At 69.8% G+C, this 18,952-nt stretch carries 18 protein-coding genes and 1 pseudogene; 10 read left to right on the top strand and 9 right to left on the bottom strand.

All coding sequences use genetic code 11. From position 1 onward, the window contains the following. Nucleotides 1-202: 202 nt before the first annotated feature. From glpK to ACIQTP_RS36135, 3 genes are all read right to left on the bottom strand, one after another. A complete protein-coding gene (gene glpK / locus ACIQTP_RS36145) occupies nucleotides 203-1,720 on the bottom strand; it encodes a glycerol kinase GlpK (RefSeq protein WP_403407943.1) in 1,518 nt (505 codons plus the stop codon). A 24-nt stretch (nucleotides 1,721-1,744) separates the two neighbouring features. Continuing rightward, nucleotides 1,745-2,590, bottom strand: a complete 846-nt coding sequence (locus ACIQTP_RS36140; RefSeq protein WP_403407941.1) for an MIP/aquaporin family protein — start codon at nucleotides 2,588-2,590, stop codon at nucleotides 1,745-1,747. Between the two features lie 302 nt (nucleotides 2,591-2,892). Then, nucleotides 2,893-3,324 (bottom strand): hypothetical protein, encoded by a 432-nt coding sequence (locus ACIQTP_RS36135; protein WP_403407939.1) that lies wholly within the window; start codon nucleotides 3,322-3,324, stop codon nucleotides 2,893-2,895. 329 nt (nucleotides 3,325-3,653) lie between these two features. Between ACIQTP_RS36135 and ACIQTP_RS36130 the strand changes: the two genes are divergently transcribed. The 4 genes from ACIQTP_RS36130 to ACIQTP_RS36115 all read left to right on the top strand — a co-directional run bounded on the left by ACIQTP_RS36130 (nucleotide 3,654) and on the right by ACIQTP_RS36115 (nucleotide 8,339). After that, entirely contained in the window at nucleotides 3,654-4,670 is a 1,017-nt protein-coding gene (locus ACIQTP_RS36130; protein ID WP_403407937.1) for a LysR family transcriptional regulator, read from the top strand. A gap of 228 nt (nucleotides 4,671-4,898) precedes the next feature. Further along, nucleotides 4,899-5,876 (top strand): aldo/keto reductase, encoded by a 978-nt coding sequence (locus ACIQTP_RS36125; RefSeq protein ID WP_403407935.1) that lies wholly within the window; start codon nucleotides 4,899-4,901, stop codon nucleotides 5,874-5,876. Beyond that, complete coding sequence (locus ACIQTP_RS36120; protein ID WP_403407933.1) at nucleotides 5,873-6,793, top strand: NAD(P)-dependent oxidoreductase; 921 nt, start codon at nucleotides 5,873-5,875, stop codon at nucleotides 6,791-6,793. Before ACIQTP_RS36125 ends, ACIQTP_RS36120 begins: the two co-directional genes overlap by 4 nt. Before the next feature lie 31 nt (nucleotides 6,794-6,824). Beyond that, a complete protein-coding gene (locus ACIQTP_RS36115; RefSeq protein WP_403407931.1) occupies nucleotides 6,825-8,339 on the top strand; it encodes an MFS transporter in 1,515 nt (504 codons plus the stop codon). 323 nt (nucleotides 8,340-8,662) lie between these two features. On the opposite strand, the gene ACIQTP_RS36110 is transcribed toward ACIQTP_RS36115, so the two are convergent. Further along, nucleotides 8,663-9,322 (bottom strand): MSMEG_1061 family FMN-dependent PPOX-type flavoprotein, encoded by a 660-nt coding sequence (locus ACIQTP_RS36110; protein ID WP_403407929.1) that lies wholly within the window; start codon nucleotides 9,320-9,322, stop codon nucleotides 8,663-8,665. A gap of 321 nt (nucleotides 9,323-9,643) precedes the next feature. On the opposite strand from ACIQTP_RS36110, the gene ACIQTP_RS36105 reads away from it, so the two are divergent. The 3 genes from ACIQTP_RS36105 (at nucleotide 9,644) to ACIQTP_RS36095 (ending at nucleotide 12,179) form a co-directional block, all read left to right on the top strand. Then, the gene (locus ACIQTP_RS36105) at nucleotides 9,644-10,582 is read left to right on the top strand and encodes a MerR family transcriptional regulator (protein WP_403407928.1); all 939 of its coding nucleotides are present in this window, start codon (nucleotides 9,644-9,646) and stop codon (nucleotides 10,580-10,582) included. A 362-nt stretch (nucleotides 10,583-10,944) separates the two neighbouring features. Then, nucleotides 10,945-11,619, top strand: a complete 675-nt coding sequence (locus tag ACIQTP_RS36100) for a TetR family transcriptional regulator (RefSeq protein ID WP_403408058.1) — start codon at nucleotides 10,945-10,947, stop codon at nucleotides 11,617-11,619. Between the two features lie 134 nt (nucleotides 11,620-11,753). After that, nucleotides 11,754-12,179: a Zn-ribbon domain-containing OB-fold protein gene (locus ACIQTP_RS36095; RefSeq protein ID WP_403407926.1), complete on the top strand. Its 426-nt coding sequence runs from the start codon at nucleotides 11,754-11,756 to the stop codon at nucleotides 12,177-12,179. Between the two features lie 65 nt (nucleotides 12,180-12,244). Here ACIQTP_RS36095 and ACIQTP_RS36090 read toward each other — a convergent pair. The 3 genes and pseudogenes from ACIQTP_RS36090 to ACIQTP_RS36080 form a co-directional block, all read right to left on the bottom strand. Next, nucleotides 12,245-12,790 (bottom strand): annotated as a pseudogene (locus ACIQTP_RS36090) (pectate lyase); the annotation flags it as partial. A 31-nt stretch (nucleotides 12,791-12,821) separates the two neighbouring features. After that, on the bottom strand, nucleotides 12,822-13,778 hold the full coding sequence (locus ACIQTP_RS36085) for a polysaccharide lyase family 1 protein (protein ID WP_403407924.1): 957 nt from the start codon (nucleotides 13,776-13,778) through the stop codon (nucleotides 12,822-12,824). 357 nt (nucleotides 13,779-14,135) lie between these two features. Continuing rightward, nucleotides 14,136-14,660, bottom strand: a complete 525-nt coding sequence (locus ACIQTP_RS36080; RefSeq protein WP_403407922.1) for a hypothetical protein — start codon at nucleotides 14,658-14,660, stop codon at nucleotides 14,136-14,138. 364 nt (nucleotides 14,661-15,024) lie between these two features. Here ACIQTP_RS36080 and ACIQTP_RS36075 point away from each other — a divergent pair, with 364 nt between their 5' ends. From ACIQTP_RS36075 to sigJ, 3 genes are read left to right on the top strand one after another with little or no spacing between them, the layout of a single operon-like run. Continuing rightward, entirely contained in the window at nucleotides 15,025-15,459 is a 435-nt protein-coding gene (locus ACIQTP_RS36075; protein ID WP_403407920.1) for a hypothetical protein, read from the top strand. Continuing rightward, on the top strand, nucleotides 15,456-16,271 hold the full coding sequence (locus tag ACIQTP_RS36070; RefSeq protein ID WP_403407918.1) for an SDR family oxidoreductase: 816 nt from the start codon (nucleotides 15,456-15,458) through the stop codon (nucleotides 16,269-16,271). Before ACIQTP_RS36075 ends, ACIQTP_RS36070 begins: the two co-directional genes overlap by 4 nt. Before the next feature lie 55 nt (nucleotides 16,272-16,326). Continuing rightward, the gene (sigJ, locus tag ACIQTP_RS36065) at nucleotides 16,327-17,211 is read left to right on the top strand and encodes an RNA polymerase sigma factor SigJ (protein ID WP_403408056.1); all 885 of its coding nucleotides are present in this window, start codon (nucleotides 16,327-16,329) and stop codon (nucleotides 17,209-17,211) included. A 41-nt stretch (nucleotides 17,212-17,252) separates the two neighbouring features. Here the strand turns inward: sigJ and ACIQTP_RS36060 are convergent, their stop codons facing one another. After that, nucleotides 17,253-18,203, bottom strand: a complete 951-nt coding sequence (locus tag ACIQTP_RS36060; RefSeq protein ID WP_403407916.1) for an SDR family NAD(P)-dependent oxidoreductase — start codon at nucleotides 18,201-18,203, stop codon at nucleotides 17,253-17,255. Between the two features lie 319 nt (nucleotides 18,204-18,522). After that, the gene (locus ACIQTP_RS36055; RefSeq protein ID WP_402032925.1) at nucleotides 18,523-18,909 is read right to left on the bottom strand and encodes a PPOX class F420-dependent oxidoreductase; all 387 of its coding nucleotides are present in this window, start codon (nucleotides 18,907-18,909) and stop codon (nucleotides 18,523-18,525) included. Between the last annotated feature and the right edge of the window lie 43 nt (nucleotides 18,910-18,952).

The following is an 18,952-nucleotide window of genomic DNA, read 5'->3' as shown; positions in this document are numbered from 1 at the left end:
CGCGAGACTATGCGACCGTGTCTGTGCGCCACCACCAGCGACCGGACCGGACCGTTGAGCCGCTGTCGCGGCACCGAGTTCTCATGCCGCTGCACCCGCCACTGCAGCCGTCCCAGGGGGCGAGACGTGCGGGTACGGACAAGGCAGCGTCAGGGACGGCCAACGGCCGGGAAGAAGCCCGGCCGCCGGTGGTGCGGCCGGGCTATTCGACCTTGACCCAGTTGAGCGTGCGCTCCACTGCTTGCTTCCAGCCCGCGTAGCCCTCCGCTCGCTGGTCGTCGGACCACTCGGGCTCCCAGCGTTTGGACTCCTGCCAGTGGGTGCGCAGTTCGTCGGTGTCCCGCCAGAAGCCGGTGGCCAGCCCTGCCGCGTAGGCGGCGCCGAGCGCGGTGGTCTCGGCGACGACCGGGCGGCTGACCGGTACGCCGAGGACGTCGGCCTGGATCTGCATGCACAGGTCGTTGGCGGTGACACCGCCGTCGACCTTGAGCACGTCGAGGTGGACTCCGGAGTCCTGCTCCATGGCCTCGACGACATCGCGGCTCTGGTAGCAGATTGCTTCCAGCGTCGCCCGGGCCAGGTGGCCGTTGTCGTTGTACCGGGCGAGGCCGACGATCGCGCCCCGGGCGTCGGAGCGCCAGTACGGGGCGAACAGGCCCGAGAACGCCGGGACGAAGTACATGCCGCCGTTGTCCTCGACGGTGCGGGCCAGGGTCTCGCTCTCGGCCGCGCTACTGATGACCTTCATCTGGTCGCGCAGCCATTGCACCGCGGACCCGGTGACCGCGATGGAGCCCTCCAGGGCGTAGATCGCCGGGCTGTCGCCGAACTGGTACGCCACGGTGGTGAGAAGGCCGTGCTGTGAGCGGACCAGTTCGGTGCCGGTGTTGAGCACCAGGAAGTTGCCGGTGCCGTAGGTGTTCTTGGCCTCGCCCGGCGCGTAGCAGACCTGTCCGACGGTGGCCGCCTGTTGGTCGCCGAGCACCCCGCTGATGGGGATGGCGGCGCGCAGTGGCCGGGACGTGCGCGTCACACCGAACGCCTCCCGATGGGACGAGGGGTTGATGGTGGGCAGCATCTCCCGGGGGATATCGAAGAAGCCCAGCAGTTCGTCGTCCCAGTCGAGGGTTTCCAGGTCCATCAGCATGGTGCGGCTGGCGTTGGTCACGTCGGTGGCGTGGATGCCGCCGTCGGGGCCGCCGGTCAGGTTCCACAGGACCCAGCAGTCCGTGTTGCCGAAGAGGGCGTGCCCCCGCTCGGCCGCCGCGCGGACGCCGTCGACGTTCTCCAGGATCCACTGGATCTTGCCGCCGGAGAAGTAGGTCGCCGGCGGCAAGCCCGCCTTGTGGCGGATGACGTCTCCCTGGCCCGAGCGCTCCAGGGCCGCGGCGATGGAGTCGGTGCGGGTGTCCTGCCAGACGATGGCGTTGTAGTAGGGGCGGCCGTTGCGCGGGTCCCAGACAACGGTGGTCTCCCGCTGGTTGGTGATGCCGATAGCGGCCAGGTCGGTCGGGGACAGGCTCCCGTGCCGCAGGGCGTTCTGCATCACGGAGTTGGTGCGCTCCCAGATCTCCACCGGGTCGTGCTCGACCCACCCGGAGCGCGGAAGGATCTGAGCGTGCTCCAGCTGATGCTTCGCCACCTCGTTGCCCGCATGATCGAAGATCATGAATCGGGTACTGGTGGTCCCTTGGTCCACCGCGCCGACGAAGTCAGCCATGGGGGTGCCACCTTTTCGTAGGTGTCAGTCCTTGGGAGCGGGGATGCGGCCCGGGGGCTCCGGCTCCGCAGTCGGCAGGAACCGGCCGACAAAGAACTTGTACAGGGCCGCGCCGACCAGACCGCCGACCAGTGGACCGAGGATCGGCACCCAGAAGTAGAAGTGACCGTACTGGTCTCGCCATGCTCCGCCGTACCCCGTGAGGAAACTGGCCAGACGGGGGCCGAAGTCACGTGCCGGATTGATCGCGTAGCCCGCGTTGGTACCCCAGGCCATGCCGATGGCCACCACGACCAGGCCGATGATGAAGGGGCCCAGGTTGGCGCCAGGGGGTGTGTTGAGCAGGTCCGTGATGGCCAGGATCAACAGCAGCAGGATGGCGGTGCCCATGACCTGGTCGCGAAACGCGCCCCACTCGTAGACCGGCAGGTTCGTGTTGCCGTTGGCGGGGAGCGTGGAGAACACGATCTGCGTCTTGAAGGTGTGACCGGGGTCGGCCTTCGCCAGCGCTTCCGTGTAGTTCCACCGCACGAGGAGGGCCGCCACGAAGGCGCCGGCCGTCTGCGCCAGCGCGTAGGGCGCCACCTTGCTCCACGGGAAGCCCTTGAAGGTGGCCAGGGCGACGGTCACCGCGGGGTTGAGATGCGCGCCGCTCAGCCGTGCCGCGACGTAGACACCCATGGTGACGCCGATGCCCCATGCCCAGGAGATGCTGTCGTGGTTTCCGAGGCCACCCGGTGGAGTCGTGAGCGCTCCGCCGGCGACCACCTGGGCCACCACGCCGCAACCGAAGAGGATGAGAATCATGGTGCCCGCGAATTCGGCCGATAGCTCGCCTATCAACCCCGACCTTCTGAACCGCTCAGTCATGGAAGCCCGCCTCCCGCCGGCTCAGCACCGGCCGTCGACTGCCCGAGTCCTCACGGCATCAGCATAGGGCGATCAAGAAATAACCGCACAAACAGTGAGATATCGCGCCCTCGGCCCCGGTCATGCCAGGAGCGGCTGGACGGCCATCGGACGATCGGTGAGGCCCTGGCGAGGCACGCGGCGGCCCCGTCATCAGTGTGCTTCCCGCGACCTACGCGGATCGACCACGCGGCGGACCTGGACCGGGATTCGTCCGCGGCCGGCCGAAGAGGGCGGGCGTCAGCACGGTGACGGAGGTGCCGTCAGGTGACTGCGCCGAGCAGGGCGCTGACGCCGGCGATGATCGCTCCGCCGATCGCGATGGAGACGAACGAGCGGACGAAGCCAGTGTTGAAGAAGCGCCACCGGATCCAGGCCAGGCTCACCAGTTCGAGAGTGATCGTGGCCAGCGCCACGGCGAGGGCGATGTGGTACTGCGGTATCAGGAAGGGCAGGGTGTGCAGCACTCCGCCGAGAAAGGTGCCTGCTCCGGTGATGGCTCCGCGCAGGTAGGGGTTGCCGCGGCCGGTCAGGTCTCCGGTGTCGGACAGGCCTTCGGAGAAGGCCATGCTGACACCGGCGCCGATGGCGGTGGCCAGCCCGGCGAAGAACGCGTAGCGCGGCTGGTGCGTGGCGATCGCGACGGCGAAGATCGGTGCCAGCGTGGACAGCGAGCCGTCGATCAGTCCGGTCATGGCGGGTTGCGCCCGTTGCAGGAGAAACGAACGCCTGTCTTGGTGCTCTGGCGGACGCAACAGCGTCGTGGTCATGAGGTGTGCCTCCTTGCCGATCACGGCTCTTGAGGGCGCCGCAGCAGGGAGAAGCGTCAGGGCGGCGGCGCCGGATGGCGGACCGTGAAACCTGCCGGGCCTGGCAGACAGGGCCCACCCCTGGCGTTCCGCCAACGGGTCGCTCCCCGCGATGGCGCGGTCGTGATTCGACGGTGGCAGACGCCGGCGGCCCCTGGTAGCGGCCGTAAACTTGAGGGGATACAACCCCGGCTTGCAGCTGGGAGGGCGGTGCCATGGCGCTCAGCACGCACGTCCCCGACCTCGCCGCGCTGGAGTTGCTGCTCGTCGTCGCCCAGGAGGGCAGCCTCAACAGCGCGGCCAGGGTCGCGGGGGTGAGCCAGCAGGCGGTTTCGGCGCGGATCAGGGCGATGGAGGCGCAGACCGGCGTCACGCTGGTGCACCGCAGTCCGCGCGGGTCCAGGCTGACTGCGGAAGGCGTCATGATCGCCGAGTGGGCCGCCCGGCTGCTGGACGCCGCCGCCGAGGTGGACGCCGGAATCGCCGCCCTGCGGGCGGACCGGCGCGCCCGGCTGCGGATCAGCGCCAGCCTCACCATCGCCGAGCAGCTCCTGCCGGGCTGGCTGGCCTCCTTCCGCGCGGCGGGACGAGTGGGCGACGCCGCCCCGGAGATCGTCCTGACAGCGATCAATACGTCCACGGTCATCACCCACGTCATCGAGGGCACCGCTGACATCGGATTCACCGAGGGCCCACAGCGGCCGCCGGGTCTCCACGGCAGGGTTGTCGGCCACGACCACCTCGCTGTGGTCGTCGCTCCGGACCATCCCTGGGCCGACCGCCGCCGACCGGTCGGCGCCGCCGAGCTGGCCGCCACTCCGCTGGTGAGCCGCGAGGGCGGTTCCGGTACCTGGGAGACCCTGGCGGCTGCGCTGGCCGCCGTGCTCGGCCCCGGCTCCTCCCAGGCCGGCCCGGCGCAATGGCTGCCGACCACCGCGGCAGTCCGTGCGGCCGCGCTGGTCGGCTCGGCGCCGGCGGTCATCAGCGAACTGGCCGTCGAGGACGACCTGAGCACGGGTCGGCTCATCAGGGTTCAGACGCCGGAACTCGACCTGAGCAGGGCCTTGCGCGTCATCTGGGACGGTGCCACCAGCCCGCCCAGCGGTGTGGCACGGGATCTGATCACCCACATCATCAATCGCCGCGATCGACGACGCGGGGGTGGGCAGACGCGCCGGCCCGCGTCCGGCCCCGGGCTCGCGACCGGCACCGCCCGCCGTCCCACCCAGTGACCGCGCCGTCCCATCCATTGACCGCGCCGGCCCGGCGCACGTGACGACGGACGCGTACAGGTCGCTGCCCCGCCTCCTCAGCGGGAGGCCTCGGCGCTGACTCGTTCCAGCTTCGGCACACCAGCCACAACGCCAGGTTGTATCCCGGCAAGCAAACGGCCCCTACCGGCCGGTTCCCGCGGATGTGAGTGTCGAGAAAGAAGGTCCCAACCATCACGGGAGGACGACATGCAGACGGTGACACTGGGAGTGACCGACCTGAAGGTGACTCCTCTGGCCTACGGCACTTGGCAGTTCGGCGGGGACTGGGGACCGGTGGACGAGCGCGCGGGGCGCGAGGCGATCGGCTGCGCCAGGTCGATGGGCATCAACTTCTTCGACACCGCACAGGCCTACGGGTTCGGCCGGTCCGAGCGGCTGCTCGGGGCGGCTCTGGCCCACGACCTGCGCTCGGCCCGCGAGTCGGTGGTGATCGCCACCAAGGGCGGACTGCGCATGGACGGCGACCGGCTGGTCCGCGACTCCAGCCCGGCATGGCTGCGCAAGGGTGTCGAGGCCAGCCTGGAAGCACTGGGCACCGACCACATCGACCTCTATCAGGTGCACTGGCCCGACCCGGGCACCCCTGTCCCGGACACGGCCGCCGCGCTCGCCGAACTGGTACGGGAAGGCCTGATCCGCCACGTGGGTGTCTCCAACTACAGCCCCGCGCAGATCGCCGAGTTCGCCACGGTGCTGCCGGTGGCAACCGCCCAGCCCCCTTACCACCTCTTCCGCCGCGACATCGAAGCCGACCTGCTGCCCTACGCCGTCGCGCACCGCATCGCGGTGCTGGCATACGGACCGCTGGCCCACGGGCTGCTCGGTGGGGCCCTCACCGAGGGCACGGTGTTCGATCCCGGTGACTGGCGCGCCGACCATCCGGCCTTCACCGGTCCCGGCTTCACCCGCAATCTCGACGTCGTCGCGGCCCTTCGCGCCTTCGCCGCCAATCGCGGCACATCGGTCGCCACGCTGGCGGTGGCCTGGGTGCTCGCCCACCCGGCCGTCCAGGTCGCCATCGTCGGCGCCCGCACCCCGGCCCACCTGGCACAGAGCCTCGGCGCCCTGGACCTGACCCTGACCCGGTCCGACCTGGCCGAGATCGACCACATCATGACCGCCGCGGTACCGATCGGCGGTCCCACCCCGGAAGGCATGTCATGACCACCTCCCAGACCCCCGCACAGCACAGCACCCCGGTCCGCCCGAGCGGCGGCCACCGCACGAAGACACCAGTGATCGCGTTCCTGGGCACCGGGCGGATGGGCGGCCCGATGGCCGCCAACCTGGCCCGAAGCGGCTTCGAGCTGCGGGTGTGGAACCGGACCACCAGCCGCGCCACAGACCTCGCTCAGCACGGAGCGTTCGTCGCACGCAGCCCGGCCGAAGCGGTCGAGGGCGCCGGAATCGTCATCAGCATGCTGGCCGACGGGCCCGCCACCGAGGGGGCCGCGACCGGCCCGGACGGGTTCCTGGCCCGGTTCCCCGGACTGATCTGGGTACAGATGGCCACCGTTGGAGCCAGCTGGTCGGCAAGACTCGCGGTAATGGCCGCCCGGCAGGGAGTGACGTTCGTGGACGCTCCGGTTTCCGGCAGTCAGGAGCCGGCCCAGGACGCACAGCTGCTCATCCTGGCCAGCGGGCCCGATCGGGTCCATGACGTTCTTGCGCCCGTGTTCGACGCGCTGGGCCGGACCACGCTCTGGCTGGGTCCGGCCGGCGACGGCACCAAGGCGAAACTGGTGTTGAACACCTGGCTCGTCGACCTCGTGGAAGCGACCGCGGAAACCCTGTCCTTCGCCGGCCACCTGGGCTTGGACCCCGCCTCGATCGTGGAACTGCTGCAGTCGACCCCGCTCGGAAGCCCGTATGCGGTGCAAAAGGCCACCACCATGCTGGCCGGCAACTTCACCCCCGCGTTCGCGCTCAAACACGCCCTCAAGGACGCCGAACTCGCGGTGCAGGCCGCGCACTCCAGTGGCACCCGACTCGCGCTCACAGAAGCGCTGCTGCCCCGCTGGCGGCAGACCGCCCTCCTGCACGCCGACAACGACCTGTCCGCGGTCTACATCACGGCCTGATCGAGCCGGCGCAGCGAGAGGACGCACGGCGATGAAGACGAACGTCTGCCCCACCGGCCCGACCACGCAGTACGCGGCGGCGAGGCAGCCCCCTGACACCGTCACCACAGCGGCAGCCCAGGAGCACCCCGGGACCGCCGCTGCCCGGACGGCCGAGCACGGACGGCTGGGGCTGGCGCTCATCCTGGTCGCCGCCTTCATGGTGGTGCTGGACTTCAGCATCGTGAACGTCGCGCTGTCATCGATCCAGCGTGAGCTCGGCGTTTCGGCCGCCTCGGTGCAGTGGGTGGTCACGGGCTACGCCATCGCCTTCGGCGGCCTGCTGATCCTCGGCGGCCGGGCGGGTGATCTCTACGGCCGCCGACGCCTGTTCCTCGTCGGGATCGGCGTGTTCACCGCCGCATCACTGGCCGGCGGGCTCGCCCGCGACCCGGTACTGCTGATCGCCTCCCGCGTGGTGCAAGGGAGCGGGGCCGCGATGGTCGCGCCCGCCGCACTGTCGCTCATCACCACAGGCTTTCCCGAAGGCCCGCGCCGGACCAGGGCATTGGGCCTGTACGGTGCCACGGCGTCGGTCGGCTTCGTCGCCGGCCAAGTGCTCGGCGGCGTACTGGTGGAGTTCCTCAGCTGGCGCTCGGTGTTCCTGGTGAACGTTCCTGTGGGGCTTGCCGCCCTGCTGCTCGCCCCCCGTACCCTGCGGGAGTCGAGATCGCCGCGTGCCGGACGGCATCTGGACACTTCGGGTGCGCTGCTCATCACCCTGGCTGTGGGCGCCCTGGTCTTCGCCGTCTCCCGCAGCGGCAGCGCCGGCATCGGCTCGGCCGACGTGCTGGTCCCGCTCGTACTGTCCGCCCTGGCGGTGACGGCCTTCGCAGCGAACGAACACCGTCATGCCGACCCGCTCATGCAGCCGGCGCTGCTGCGTTTTCACGGGTTGCGCAACGCCGGCGTCCTCATGCTGCTGCTCGGCCTGTGGAACGGCGGTGAGATGCTCGTGCTGTCCGTGTATCTCCAGCAAGTCCTGCACATGTCCCCGCTCGCGGCCGGACTGACCATCGCCCCACAGGGAATCGTCGGTCTCGCGACCGGCCTGCTCGGCGCCCGGCTGGCACGGCGCCTCGGCATTCAGCAAGTGCTGGTGGTGACCGGAGCCGCCGCCACCGCCGGTTTCGCGTTCCTCACCCAGCTCCCGGGAGGCGGTGGATCCCACCTGCCGCTCGCGGCGGTGACGCTGGTGGGCTGCGGCACGGCCGGCATGGCGTTCGGCAGCATGGTCACCGCCACCGCCGGGGTCGCCGACCGCGACCAGGGCCTGGTCGGCGGAGTGATCAACACGAGCCGACAGCTGGGCGCCGCGATAGGAGCAGCGCTGCTTCCCGCGGTCGCCGACGCGGTCGACCGCACGCGGCACACCTCCACGGCGGTCGGCGACCGGGCAGCCATGTTCGCCGGGCTGGCGGCGGCCGGCCTCGCCACGCTGGTGGCGGCAAACGCCTGGCGTCAGTCGCGCCACGACGGCGTCGCGCGATGCGCACCACGAGCTTGATCCGGGCCCGGATCAGGTCTTCTTGACCTGGTCGTAGCCGGCCGAGAAGCGATGGCCTTGACGAGCCCCTTGTAGCTGGCCGCATGGAGCTGGCGCACCATGGCACCTCGGTGCGGTGAGACCCCGCCGTACATCACGGCCTCAGCCTCGCCGACGGCCGAGGTGGACCACACCCATGCCGCCCGCGCCTAAGAACTCCCTGCGCGGCATCGGCCTCTTTCCGGGACCGGCCCTTGGAACCCCTGCCGGAGACGGCCACGGTGACCTGGCCCGGACGGCTCTGCACCAAGGAGTGGTTCAGCGAGCGCGGGTCGGTCGGGCCGTTACTCGTACCGGTACTTCAGCGAGTCCGCCTCCGCCTGCTCGATGTCGGCGATCGTCAGCTCCGGCATCCGCAGTTGGGCCAGCGTCACCTCGGCCGAGGCCGGCTGGGCGTCCGCAGGCAGCCACTGCTCCGGCTTCCAGGCCCCGCTGCGCAGCAGCGACTTGGGGCAGTGCGGGTAGACCTCCTCGATCCCCAGCACCAGTGCACTGGCCGGCGGCTTGCCCACGGCGGTCAGCTGCGACAGCAGCTTCGGGCGGGTGGAGACGCAGGCCCGGCCGTTCACCCTGAGCGTCGTGGTGCGCCCCGGGATGACGAACAGCAGCCCGGCCCGTCCGGTGGCGACGACGTTCTGCAGGGTGTCCAGACGCTTGTTGCCGGTCGCGTCCGGTATCGCCACCGTCCGTGCGTCCAGGACGGCGACGAACCCGGCGGGGCCGCCGCGCGGGGAGACGTCACAGTTGCCCTCGGCATCCGCGCTGGCGACCAGGACCAGCGATGAGCAGCCGATCAACCGCCGGGTCTGCTCGGTGAGTTCGGTCATCTGCTTCCGCACGGCCGCGTCACCGGGGCGTTCGTAGACCCGACGCAGCGCCTCCTGGTCGGGCACCGCGTCGAGGCGGAGCGAGTCGAAGGCACTGCCGGCAAGGGGTGTCGTCATGCCTGCGACCCTAATGGGCCGATCTGCGAACTGCCCGCGCAGGACGGACATGGCCGAGACCCTAGAGCGCTGGTCACAGCCACACGTCGAGTACCGCGACCAGCAGGGCCGCGGCTCGCCGTTGACGGCGTGCCGGGCGATGGCGTCGGCCATCGGTTCTAGGGCACCGCCACCTTCCCCGGAACGCTCCCCGGGCAGCTGGACGTCCGGTCGGCCCGGGCCGCCCGGGCGGCCCGGCATCACGGTCATCCGCGACTACGAACGGCCACGGCCGGGGCGCAAACTTGAGTCTCCCGCAGGGGGAGACAGGAAGATGCGCTCATGGACGGCGGCAACCTCTACTCAATCGGTGAACTGGCCCAGCGCACCGGACTGACGGTCAAGACGATCCGCTTCTACTCCGATCGCGGCATCGTGGCGCCCGCTGACCGCACCCGGGCCGGCTACCGGCGCTACGCCCCGGATGCCGTCGCTCGCCTTGCCCTCGTGCGGACACTGCGCGAACTGGGACTCGGCCTCGACATGATCCGGCGGGTCGTGGATCAGGAACTCACCCTCAGCGAAGTCGCCGTGGAGCACGCCGCCGCGCTGGACGTGCAGATCAGCATCCTGCGTCTGCGACGGGCGGTGCTGACGGCCGCCGCCGAACGCGAGCCCACCCCCAAGGAGATGGAACTCATGCACCAGCTGGCAACGCTGTCCGAAGCCGAACGCCGACGCTTGATCGGCGACTTCCTCGACTCCGTCTTCGCAGGCCTCCACAGCGGCTCCCACTTTGCCGCAGCTCGGCGCTCCATGACACCCGAGCTCCCCGACAACCCCACAGACGTTCAGATCAGGGCGTGGGTGGAGCTGGCGGAACTGTCCCTGGACCCGGACTTCCGTGTCAGTGTGCGGCGCCTGGCCGAAGACCATGTGGCAGACCTGCCCGACGGCACCCCCACACCACCGCGCCCGGACCTGGTCGCCGTCGCCCGTGATCTCGTGAGACCGGCCGTGGCGTGCGACATCAGCCCGGATTCGCCCCAGGCCGGTCCTGTCGTCGCGGCACTCACCGCTCACTGCGCGCTCGCCCACGGCCGCCCCGATGACGCCGAGCTGCACCGGTGGCTGCTGCAGCGGCTGGAAGCCGCGAGCGATCCGCGCTGGGACCAGTACTTCCAGCTGCTGGCGCTGATCAACGGCTGGCCGGCACCGGAACGACTCGCCCCGGTGATCGACTGGTCCATCGCAGCTCTGCGGACACGGGCAGCCCCATGACGGGTCCCTCAACGCCCGCAGCTTGGGATTCCATGATGGCAAGAACGTCCCCCCCCGGGCGCTTCGTCCGCCGAGGTCGGCCACTGGAGCGCACCGGCCATCAAAGAGGTGTTGCTAGTTCCGCGGCGGCTCGACGGCGGCCGGTCCGCAGTCGCTCGCGTCAGGCCGAGCGCCGACACCGACGCCGACACCGACACCGACACCGACGGGGCACGCGATCGACCAGCACCTTCACCGAAGGAACTCAGTTCCCTCGATCTTGTGCACTGAGTGCCACAATTTCCGCGCGATGCTAGGTTCCGTCCATGAGCGAGGCACCCCGTGGCGGCGACACCGCCGACACGACGACGGCGAAGCCACCTATGCGGGACGCGCTGGTCGCGGCGGCCTTCCAGCTGTTCCTGGAGCGCGGGTACGAGCAGACCACGGTCGACGACATCGTCACGCTCGCCGGGGTCGGCCGACGGTCCTTCTTCCGCTACTTCCCGTCCAAGGAGGACGTGGTCTTTCCGGACCACGAGCGCTGCCTGACCGACATGACGGCGTTCCTGGGTGCCGGCACCGGCGAGGAGGAACCGGTACGCAGGGTGTGCGACGCCGCCCGGCTGGTGCTGCGCATGTACGCCGAGAACCCGACCTTCTCCGTGCAGCGCTACCGCCTCACCAAGAAGGTCCCCGGCCTGCGCGCGTACGAGCTGTCGGTCGTCTGGCGTTACGAGCGCGCCCTCGCGGAGTATCTGCGCGGCCGCTTCGCCGGCCGGCCCGACGGCACCCTGCAGGCCGACGTCATCGCCGCGGCGGTGGTCGCCGCGCACAACAACGCCCTGCGCTCCTGGCTGCGTTCGGACGGACAGAGCGATCCCGACACGGCCGTGGACCACGCGCTGGGATACGTACAGGCCTCGTTCGGCGGCTCCCCCGGGCACGGTGACGCACCGGCCGGGGAGCAGGAGGACGTGGTCGTCGTGATCTCCCGGCGCGGGGCACCGATGTGGCGCGTCGTACGGGAGATCGAGTCCGCGCTCGGCCGGGAGTGAGACGCCGAATCACAGCCACTTCCTCATTGAGGGTACCGAGTGCCTTTACGAGTGGCACTCAGTGCCATACCCTGTGGCTCGTGCGCGGCGCTCCGGGCACCTCAGACTCCGGCCCAGTGCAGGGAGATGACATCGTGTACCACTCAGGAATCGCCCTTCATCCAGGCGTCGGACCCGCGACGGACATACTCGGCAGCGACTCCGCGCCGAACGGGACGTCGGCCTCGGACGCTCTCCTCTTCCAGCGGTGCCGCTGGTGCGGGACGGCGATGTACCATCGCCTTCTCTGCCCGGTCTGCGCGGGCAGCGACCTGCGGACGGAGACGAGCGCGGGGGCCGGCGTCGTGCGCCATGCCACCGTCGTCCACCGCAACACCCCGGCGGCTCGGAACGTCTCCCTCATCGAGATGGCGGAGGGGTTCACCGTACGCGGTCGGGTGATGGGCGCGCCCGCCGACGTCCACAGCGGCGACCGGGTCCAACTCTCCACCGCCCAGGACCCGGTGCGCAGCCAGCCGGTGTTCCAGCTCGTCGACGGTCCCTATCGCGGCTGGAGTTGACATGGGGCGGCTGGACGAACCGGCGGGCCCCGCCAGTTCGTCCGGTCACCGGGAGACAACCCTCAGCCGCACGAGCGGACGAACGTACCGAAGGTCTGCGCCGCGAAGTTCGAGACGTTCAGCGTTCCGGCGCCGTTGAACTGGAACACCTTGTCGCCGGCTTCCTTCGCGCCGCCGCCCGAGACGGTGTAGACGTTGGACGACGAGGAGCCCAGGATCGTCGCCGCGTCCTCGCCGACATCCTCCCACCAGACGTTCTGCAGCGTGCAGCTGCCCAGGCAGTGGATGCCGTCCGCGGCGGGGGCGCCGATGATGACGTTCTTCAGAACGGTGCCGGCGGCCAGCTCCAGGATCGGCCCCTGGTCCTCGTCCTGACTGCCGGAGCCCAGGTCGCCGGTGCCGTAGAGCCGCTTCATCCCGTAGTCCTTGGTACCGGAGACCGAGATGGTGGCGGAGACCGCCTGACTGCCGTTCGCGGTGGGCCAGGTGGCGGCACTCGCCGGAGACAGACCACCGTACGCCATGATCATGACAGCCGACAGGCCGGCTGCGGCCAGGGAGCCGGTGAGGGCGCGCCGTCGGGCGCGCGGGCGTGCCGCTGATGAGGTCATGTCCCGATTCCTCCTTCTGAACGTGGGGCGGTCAGAGCTTTCCGGCGCCCGCGCCGGACGTCACCGAGGCGACGACACTTGAGGCGGGCTCGGCGGTGTAGGCGTAGGGCGCGGTGGTGAAGGTGCCCACCTGCGAGATCTCGGTGACGGCTCCCCCGAGGTCGTTGCCGCGCAGGTTGGCGTATCCGTCGCCGTCGCTGTCGCGGTTGGTCGTGACGGCGACCGTGGTGGTGCGGAAGGCGTTGTTCTCGACGAGCAGGTGGGCGCCCATGCGGGAGTGCACGGCGGTGTCGGCCCCGACGACGTAGTTGTCGTAGAAGTGGCCGGTGCCGAAGCGCAGGCTGGGGATGCGGGAGTTGACGCTATTGAACCAGTTGTGGTGGTACGTCACCCGCAGATGTCCGGTGTCCTCGCTCGCGTTGTTGTCGCTGTGGCCGACGAGCGAACCCTTGTAGTGGTCCTTGAAGGTGTTCCAGGACACGGTGACATGGTCGGAGCCGTGATTGATGTCGAGCAGACCGTCGTAGTAGTCCTTTCCGTGGTCACGGTCGGACGAGAAGGAGTTGTGGTCGATCCACACCTTCGTCGACGCCTGCACGGTGATGCCGTCGGCCGGCTTGAGCGGCTTGCTGATGTTCAGGTTGCGTACGACCACGTTGGTCACCTTCTTCAGCCGCAGTCCGCCGCCGGTGAAGCCGGATGCCGAACCCACGCCGAGAACGGTGGTGTTGGAGCCGATGTCGACCTGGCCACTGAGTGTGATCAGGCCGGTCACGCGCACCACCTTTGAGGTGTCGCCCGTGACGGCCGCCTTGAAGGCGTCGAGGCTCGAGACGGTGACGGCGGTGGCTCCCCCACCGCCCGTGGTTCCGGCACCGAAGCCGACCGGCGAGGTGTCGGCGGCCGAGGCGGACGACGGCAGCACGAGAGCGGTGGCCGTGGCCAGGGCCAGTCTGCGAGTGCGTGTTCGTGGGGGGCGAGTACGCATGCGGGTGCGTCCCTTCGGGAGTGCCGCAGGTCAAGTACACGAACGATGTGCGCCATATCGAACAACATGAGTCGGCCGTGGCACTCACACCCGAGAATCGTCAGCTCCAGGAAGTGCGCGCATCCCCAGGTGATGCGGTTCGGAGATCTGATGTCTCGCATATGAGATGTCAGGCGCGGGTCAGGCTGCTGAACGGGAAACGTAAGGGGTAAGCGCTTTCTAGTCAACGCTTCGCGCAGCACGCATCCGGTCGGCTCCCGCACTCCGCCCCGCCGGTGGACACAAGGAAGCCGGGCCCGATCCGCGGAGGGATCGGGCCCGGCGAGGCTGTTCGGCCGCGTCGCGGCGGGTGGCGCGTCAGCCGAGGCCGAGGTCGGAGAGGGCGGTGGTCCAGTCGTTGATGATGGCGTCCTGGGCGTCGGAGAGCGAGACCGTACCCGCACAGACGGCCTTCTTGAGCTTGTTCTCGACGGTGTCCTTGTTGGCCGCCGTCTTGGTGCCGTACTGCGGCTCGGGCCAGAGGTTGAGCTCGCTCTTCGGTGCACCGCCGAGCTCCAGGGGCACGAAGTGGTCTTCCTCGTAGTCCGAGGTGCTGGTGTCGGTGTAGCCGTACTCGACGATCTGCTTCTTCTTCAGGGCGGTGGTGTACGAGCTGGAGGGCCGTACGGTCGCGGTCCAGCCGGAGACACAGATCGTGGAGTCGATGGTGGACTGGGTGACGTCCGGGTTGAGGGCGCCGGGCTGGCAGCTGGGGTCCGGCAGGGGGAGGTAGGCCTGGCTGCACGTCGCGGCGTGGGCGCTGCCGGTGGCGACGGTGAGGCCGGCGGCGGCGAGGGCGAGAGCGGACAGGGAGGTGACGAGGGGGCGGGGTATACGGGACATCGTGGGGGTCTCCCGATGTGGTGCCCGGCAGGAGTTCCGGGCGGTCGTGCACATGACAGCACCGGGAGCGTCTATGCGGGTAGACCCTTTGACCGGACCGGGAGACGCTTGATTGAAGGTTTGTCCATGACCTGACAGCCTCGGATGAAGTCATGGCCTCGGCTTGGTTGTTCAACGCGGTACGGCCGAACGGCGGGCCCCGTCGCTCCGGACGCCGCCCCACCGAGAAGGTGCGTGGCGGCGGGCGTCAAAGTTCAGCTCCGTGCGGATGGCGAGGCCATGGCCTGAGCCGTCGCCGTCGGCCGGCCTCACACGGTCGGGGCAACCCGCCTCACATTTGAGGGGGCTGTCTCGTCATAGAGGTATGAACTCGAAAATCAGGTACGCCAGTCTCGGCCTCCTGGCCGTGACCGGGCTGTACACAGGCATCTGGGCCTACTGCTCCCCGACGAGCTGGTACGACGACTTCCCCGGCCTCGGACTGAGCTGGCTGCCCCAGCTGGGCCCCTACAACGAACACCTCGCCAAGGACGCCGGAGCCATGTTCCTGGCCCTCGCCGTGCTGACCTTGATCACCCTGCGCTCCGTGCACAACACCCGGCTGGTGCAGACAACAGGTGCCGTGTGGCTGCTCTTCAACGTGCTGCACTTCAGCTACCACGTCCAGCACCTCGGCATGTACAACACACGTGACCAGATCCTCAACGTAGTGTTCCTCGCCGCACTCATCCTGCTCGCGGCCCTGCTGCTGCTCCCCGCCCTCACCGCCCTCCCCGCACGACAGGACCACACACGATGACCCACAACGGCGACAACGGCACCGTGAGCGCGAAGGAGGAGCGCGGCATTCGGGTGGCAGTGGCAGGCGGAACCGGACTGGCGGGACGGTATGTGGTCGAGGAGCTGACGGCGGCCGGGCACCACCCGGTGGTACTGGCCCGATCCAGGGGCGTGGACCTTGTGACCGGCACCGGACTCGACGCGGCCCTGGCCGGAGTGGACGCGGTCATCGACGTCACCAACGTGACGACCACGAGCGGCAAGAAAGCCGTCGCGTTCTTCGACCGCGTCGCACACGCCCTCAAGGAGGCCGGTGAACAGGCCGGGGTACGCCACCACGTCCTGCTGTCGATCGTCGGGATCGATCGGGTCGGCCTCGGCTACTACCACGGAAAGCTGCGGCAGGAGAACGTGCTGAAGAACGGGCGGACACCGTGGACGGTGCTGCGCGCCACCCAGTTCCACGAGTTCGCCCAGCAGACTCTCGACCGCGTCCCGGGACCCGTCGCGGTGGTACCCCGGATGCGGTGCCGGCCCGTCGCCGCCCGTGAGGTCGCCCACCACCTCGTGCAGCTCGTCTCCGCCCCGGCGCAGGGCATGGCCCCCGAACTCGCCGGACCCCGTGTCGAACAGGTCGTCGGCATGGCAGGCCGGCTGCTGCGGGCCCGCCACCGGCACCGGCTGCTGCTGCCCGTGAAGATGCCCGGCGCCACCGGCACGGCCATGACCGGCGACGGCCTGCTCCCCGCCGGACCCGGCCCCCGCGGCAGCCAGACCTTCGACGAATGGCTCACCCAGCACACCGCCCAGCACGCCCGCCGGGGAGGATGACGGCCCCGTGTCCACACCCCCGGGACCCGCCGATGACCGCGCCCTCGGCGCCCTCATGGCCGAACGCCGCCGCCTGCTCAACCTCGGCTACCGCATGCTCGGATCCCTGCAGGACGCCGAGGACGTGGTCCAGGAAACCTACGCGCGCTGGTACAGCCTGTCCGAGGAGGAACAGCAGACGATCGGCGCGCCGCTGGCCTGGCTGACCCGGGTCGCCTCCCGGATCTGCCTCGACCACCTCACCTCGGCCCGCGTCCGCCGCGAGCAATACACCGGTGAGTGGCTGCCCGAACCCGTCCGGCACAGTGCCACGTGGACCAGCACAGGCGATGAGGGCGGGACCGATCCGGCCGACCGGATCACCCTCGACGAGTCGGTCAGCATGGGCATGCTGGTGGTCCTGGACTCGTTCACTCCCGCGGAGCGAGTCGCCTTCGTCCTCCACGACATCTTCGGCATGCCCTTCACTGAAATCGCCGACACCGTGGGCCGCACCCCCGCCGCCTGCCGCCAGCTCGCCGCCTCCGCCCGCCGACGTATCGCCGACCAGCGGCCCGGCAGCAGTAGCGCACACGAACACCGGCAGATCGTCACCGCGTTCCGCCACGCCTGCCGGACCGGCGACCTCGACACCCTCGTCGCGCTCCTCGACCCCGCCGTCGAGTCACGCAGCGACGGAGGCGGCAAGGTCCGCGCCGCCCTGCGCCCGGTCATCGGCCGGGACAAGGTCGCCCGCCTCTTCCTCGGACTCATGCGCAACGAACCCGAGGTGGAACTCGTCGAGGAGGACGTCAACGGCGCTCCCGGCGTCACGGTCCGCATCGCCGGCACCACCATCGCCGTCCTCGCCCTGGACATCCACGACGGACTGATCACCGACGTGTGGATGGTCCTCAACCCCGACAAGCTCCATGCCTGGACCGGCTACGAAACCCCCTGAGGAGCGGAGCCGAGCGGCCGGAACGTCCCGCTCGCGTGGGTCTACCGCGGCTCGAAACTCGGCTCGACGCCCGTCAGATCGCGGCTGAGGTCCCACAGCCGAGCCGCGACCCGGGCGTCGGCGAAGTGGTCCCGGACAGGTTCGAGCCGCGGCTTGCCGCGCAGGCCGAAGACCGTCGGCCCCCACAACTGCCCTCCGCCCACCCCAGGGTCGAGGACGGCCCGCACCACGGGCCACGCACCGGCCTCCTTGCCCTGAACGAGGAGGCCGGCCGGCAGGCCGCGCAGCCGTTCACCGGTACCGCGCACGTGCACCGGCGGTCGGGGAGGGGTCAGGGAGTCCAGTGCGCCGCCGGGATGAGCCACCACACTCAGCACCGGGCTGCCTGCCGCCCGCAGACGGCGGTCGAGCTCGAATCCGAAGGTCATCTGCGCCAGCTTCGAACGCCCGTAGGTGCGCTTCGGCCGGTAGTCCCTGCCGGACTGCGGATCGTCCAGGTCCAGCCGCTCGGACCGCGCCGCGAAACTGCCGACCGTCACGACGCGGGCCGCCGGTGCGGCCGACAGCAGCGGCGCCAGCCACCGGGTCAGCGCGAAGTGCCCGAGGTGATTGGTTCCGAACATCAGCTCGTTGCCGTCCCCGGTCCACCGTCGCGGCGGCTCGTCGAGCGCCACTCCGGCGTTGCAGACCACCGCGTCGAGGCACTCCGTCTCCAGCGAGTCCACCGAGGTCCTGAGCGATGCCAGATCGGCGAGGTCCAACCGGAGACGGCGCAGCCGCGCACCACGGACGCGGGATCGGATCGATCCCATGGCGGCTTCGGCCTTCGCCGGATCCCGGCTGCCCAGGACGACGGTGGCCCCGGTCCCGGCGAGCTGCTCGGCGACGAAATACCCGATGCCCGCGTTGCCGCCGGTGATCAGGAAGGTGCTGTCGTCGGCGCGCGGCAGTCGACGGACATCCCACGGCCGGGTACGAGACATGGACGACATGAGGCAGGCTCCTGGTGCTGAGTACGACGGGACGGCTCCAAAGTCGCAACAGCGGCTGACAGATCACCTACACGTCACCGACAACCCCGACAGGCTCCCGACAACCCCACCCGAGCTCGACGTCGCCCTGCACAACGGACAACCACTTCAGTCCGGACAGCAACCACGTCCTGTCCTTGAGACCGGAACTACGACTCGGACGAGGAGCCGAAGTTCTCCATGAACTTCCCGCCCGTACAGATGAGTTGTCCCGAGGGCACGTCCGTGACACGGACAGGAGGGGTGAGGGTCCGGCCGGTGGCCGGGCCCTCACCCCTCCTCACGTGGTCAGGGAGATGCGAATCCCGACCGTGCCGCTCTCGCCCCGCCGCAGACGGCTGCCGAAGAGGGTGAGACGGCCGAGGATGCCGTACTTGCCCGCGATCAGCTTTCGATAGCGCGCGGTGGCGGCCGGGTCGAGGATCTCCGCGGTGGCGGGGACCTGCTCACCGGTCGGATTGCCGCGCACGTCGCACGGACCCACCAGGACATCGGCCCGGTTGCGGATCCGCTTCACCTTCCAGGAGTCCGCGGTGGTCCAGGCGCCGAGCGCCGCACCGTCGCGGACCACCCACACGGGCGTCGCCACGCCCGTACCGTTCTTGCGGTAGCTCGTGATCAGCAGGAACTTGCTTGAACCAAGCGCGTCCAGCTTCGTCTCGTCCATGCGGGGAGTCTAAGCAGTCACGGCCGGGAGTCCAGGCCGCCCG

The organism is Streptomyces sp. NPDC090798 (assembly GCF_044768965.1).
Lineage (GTDB): Bacteria > Actinomycetota > Actinomycetes > Streptomycetales > Streptomycetaceae > Streptomyces.
The sequence above is the reverse complement of the archived record's forward strand: the minus strand, read 5'-3'. Positions and strand labels throughout refer to the sequence as shown.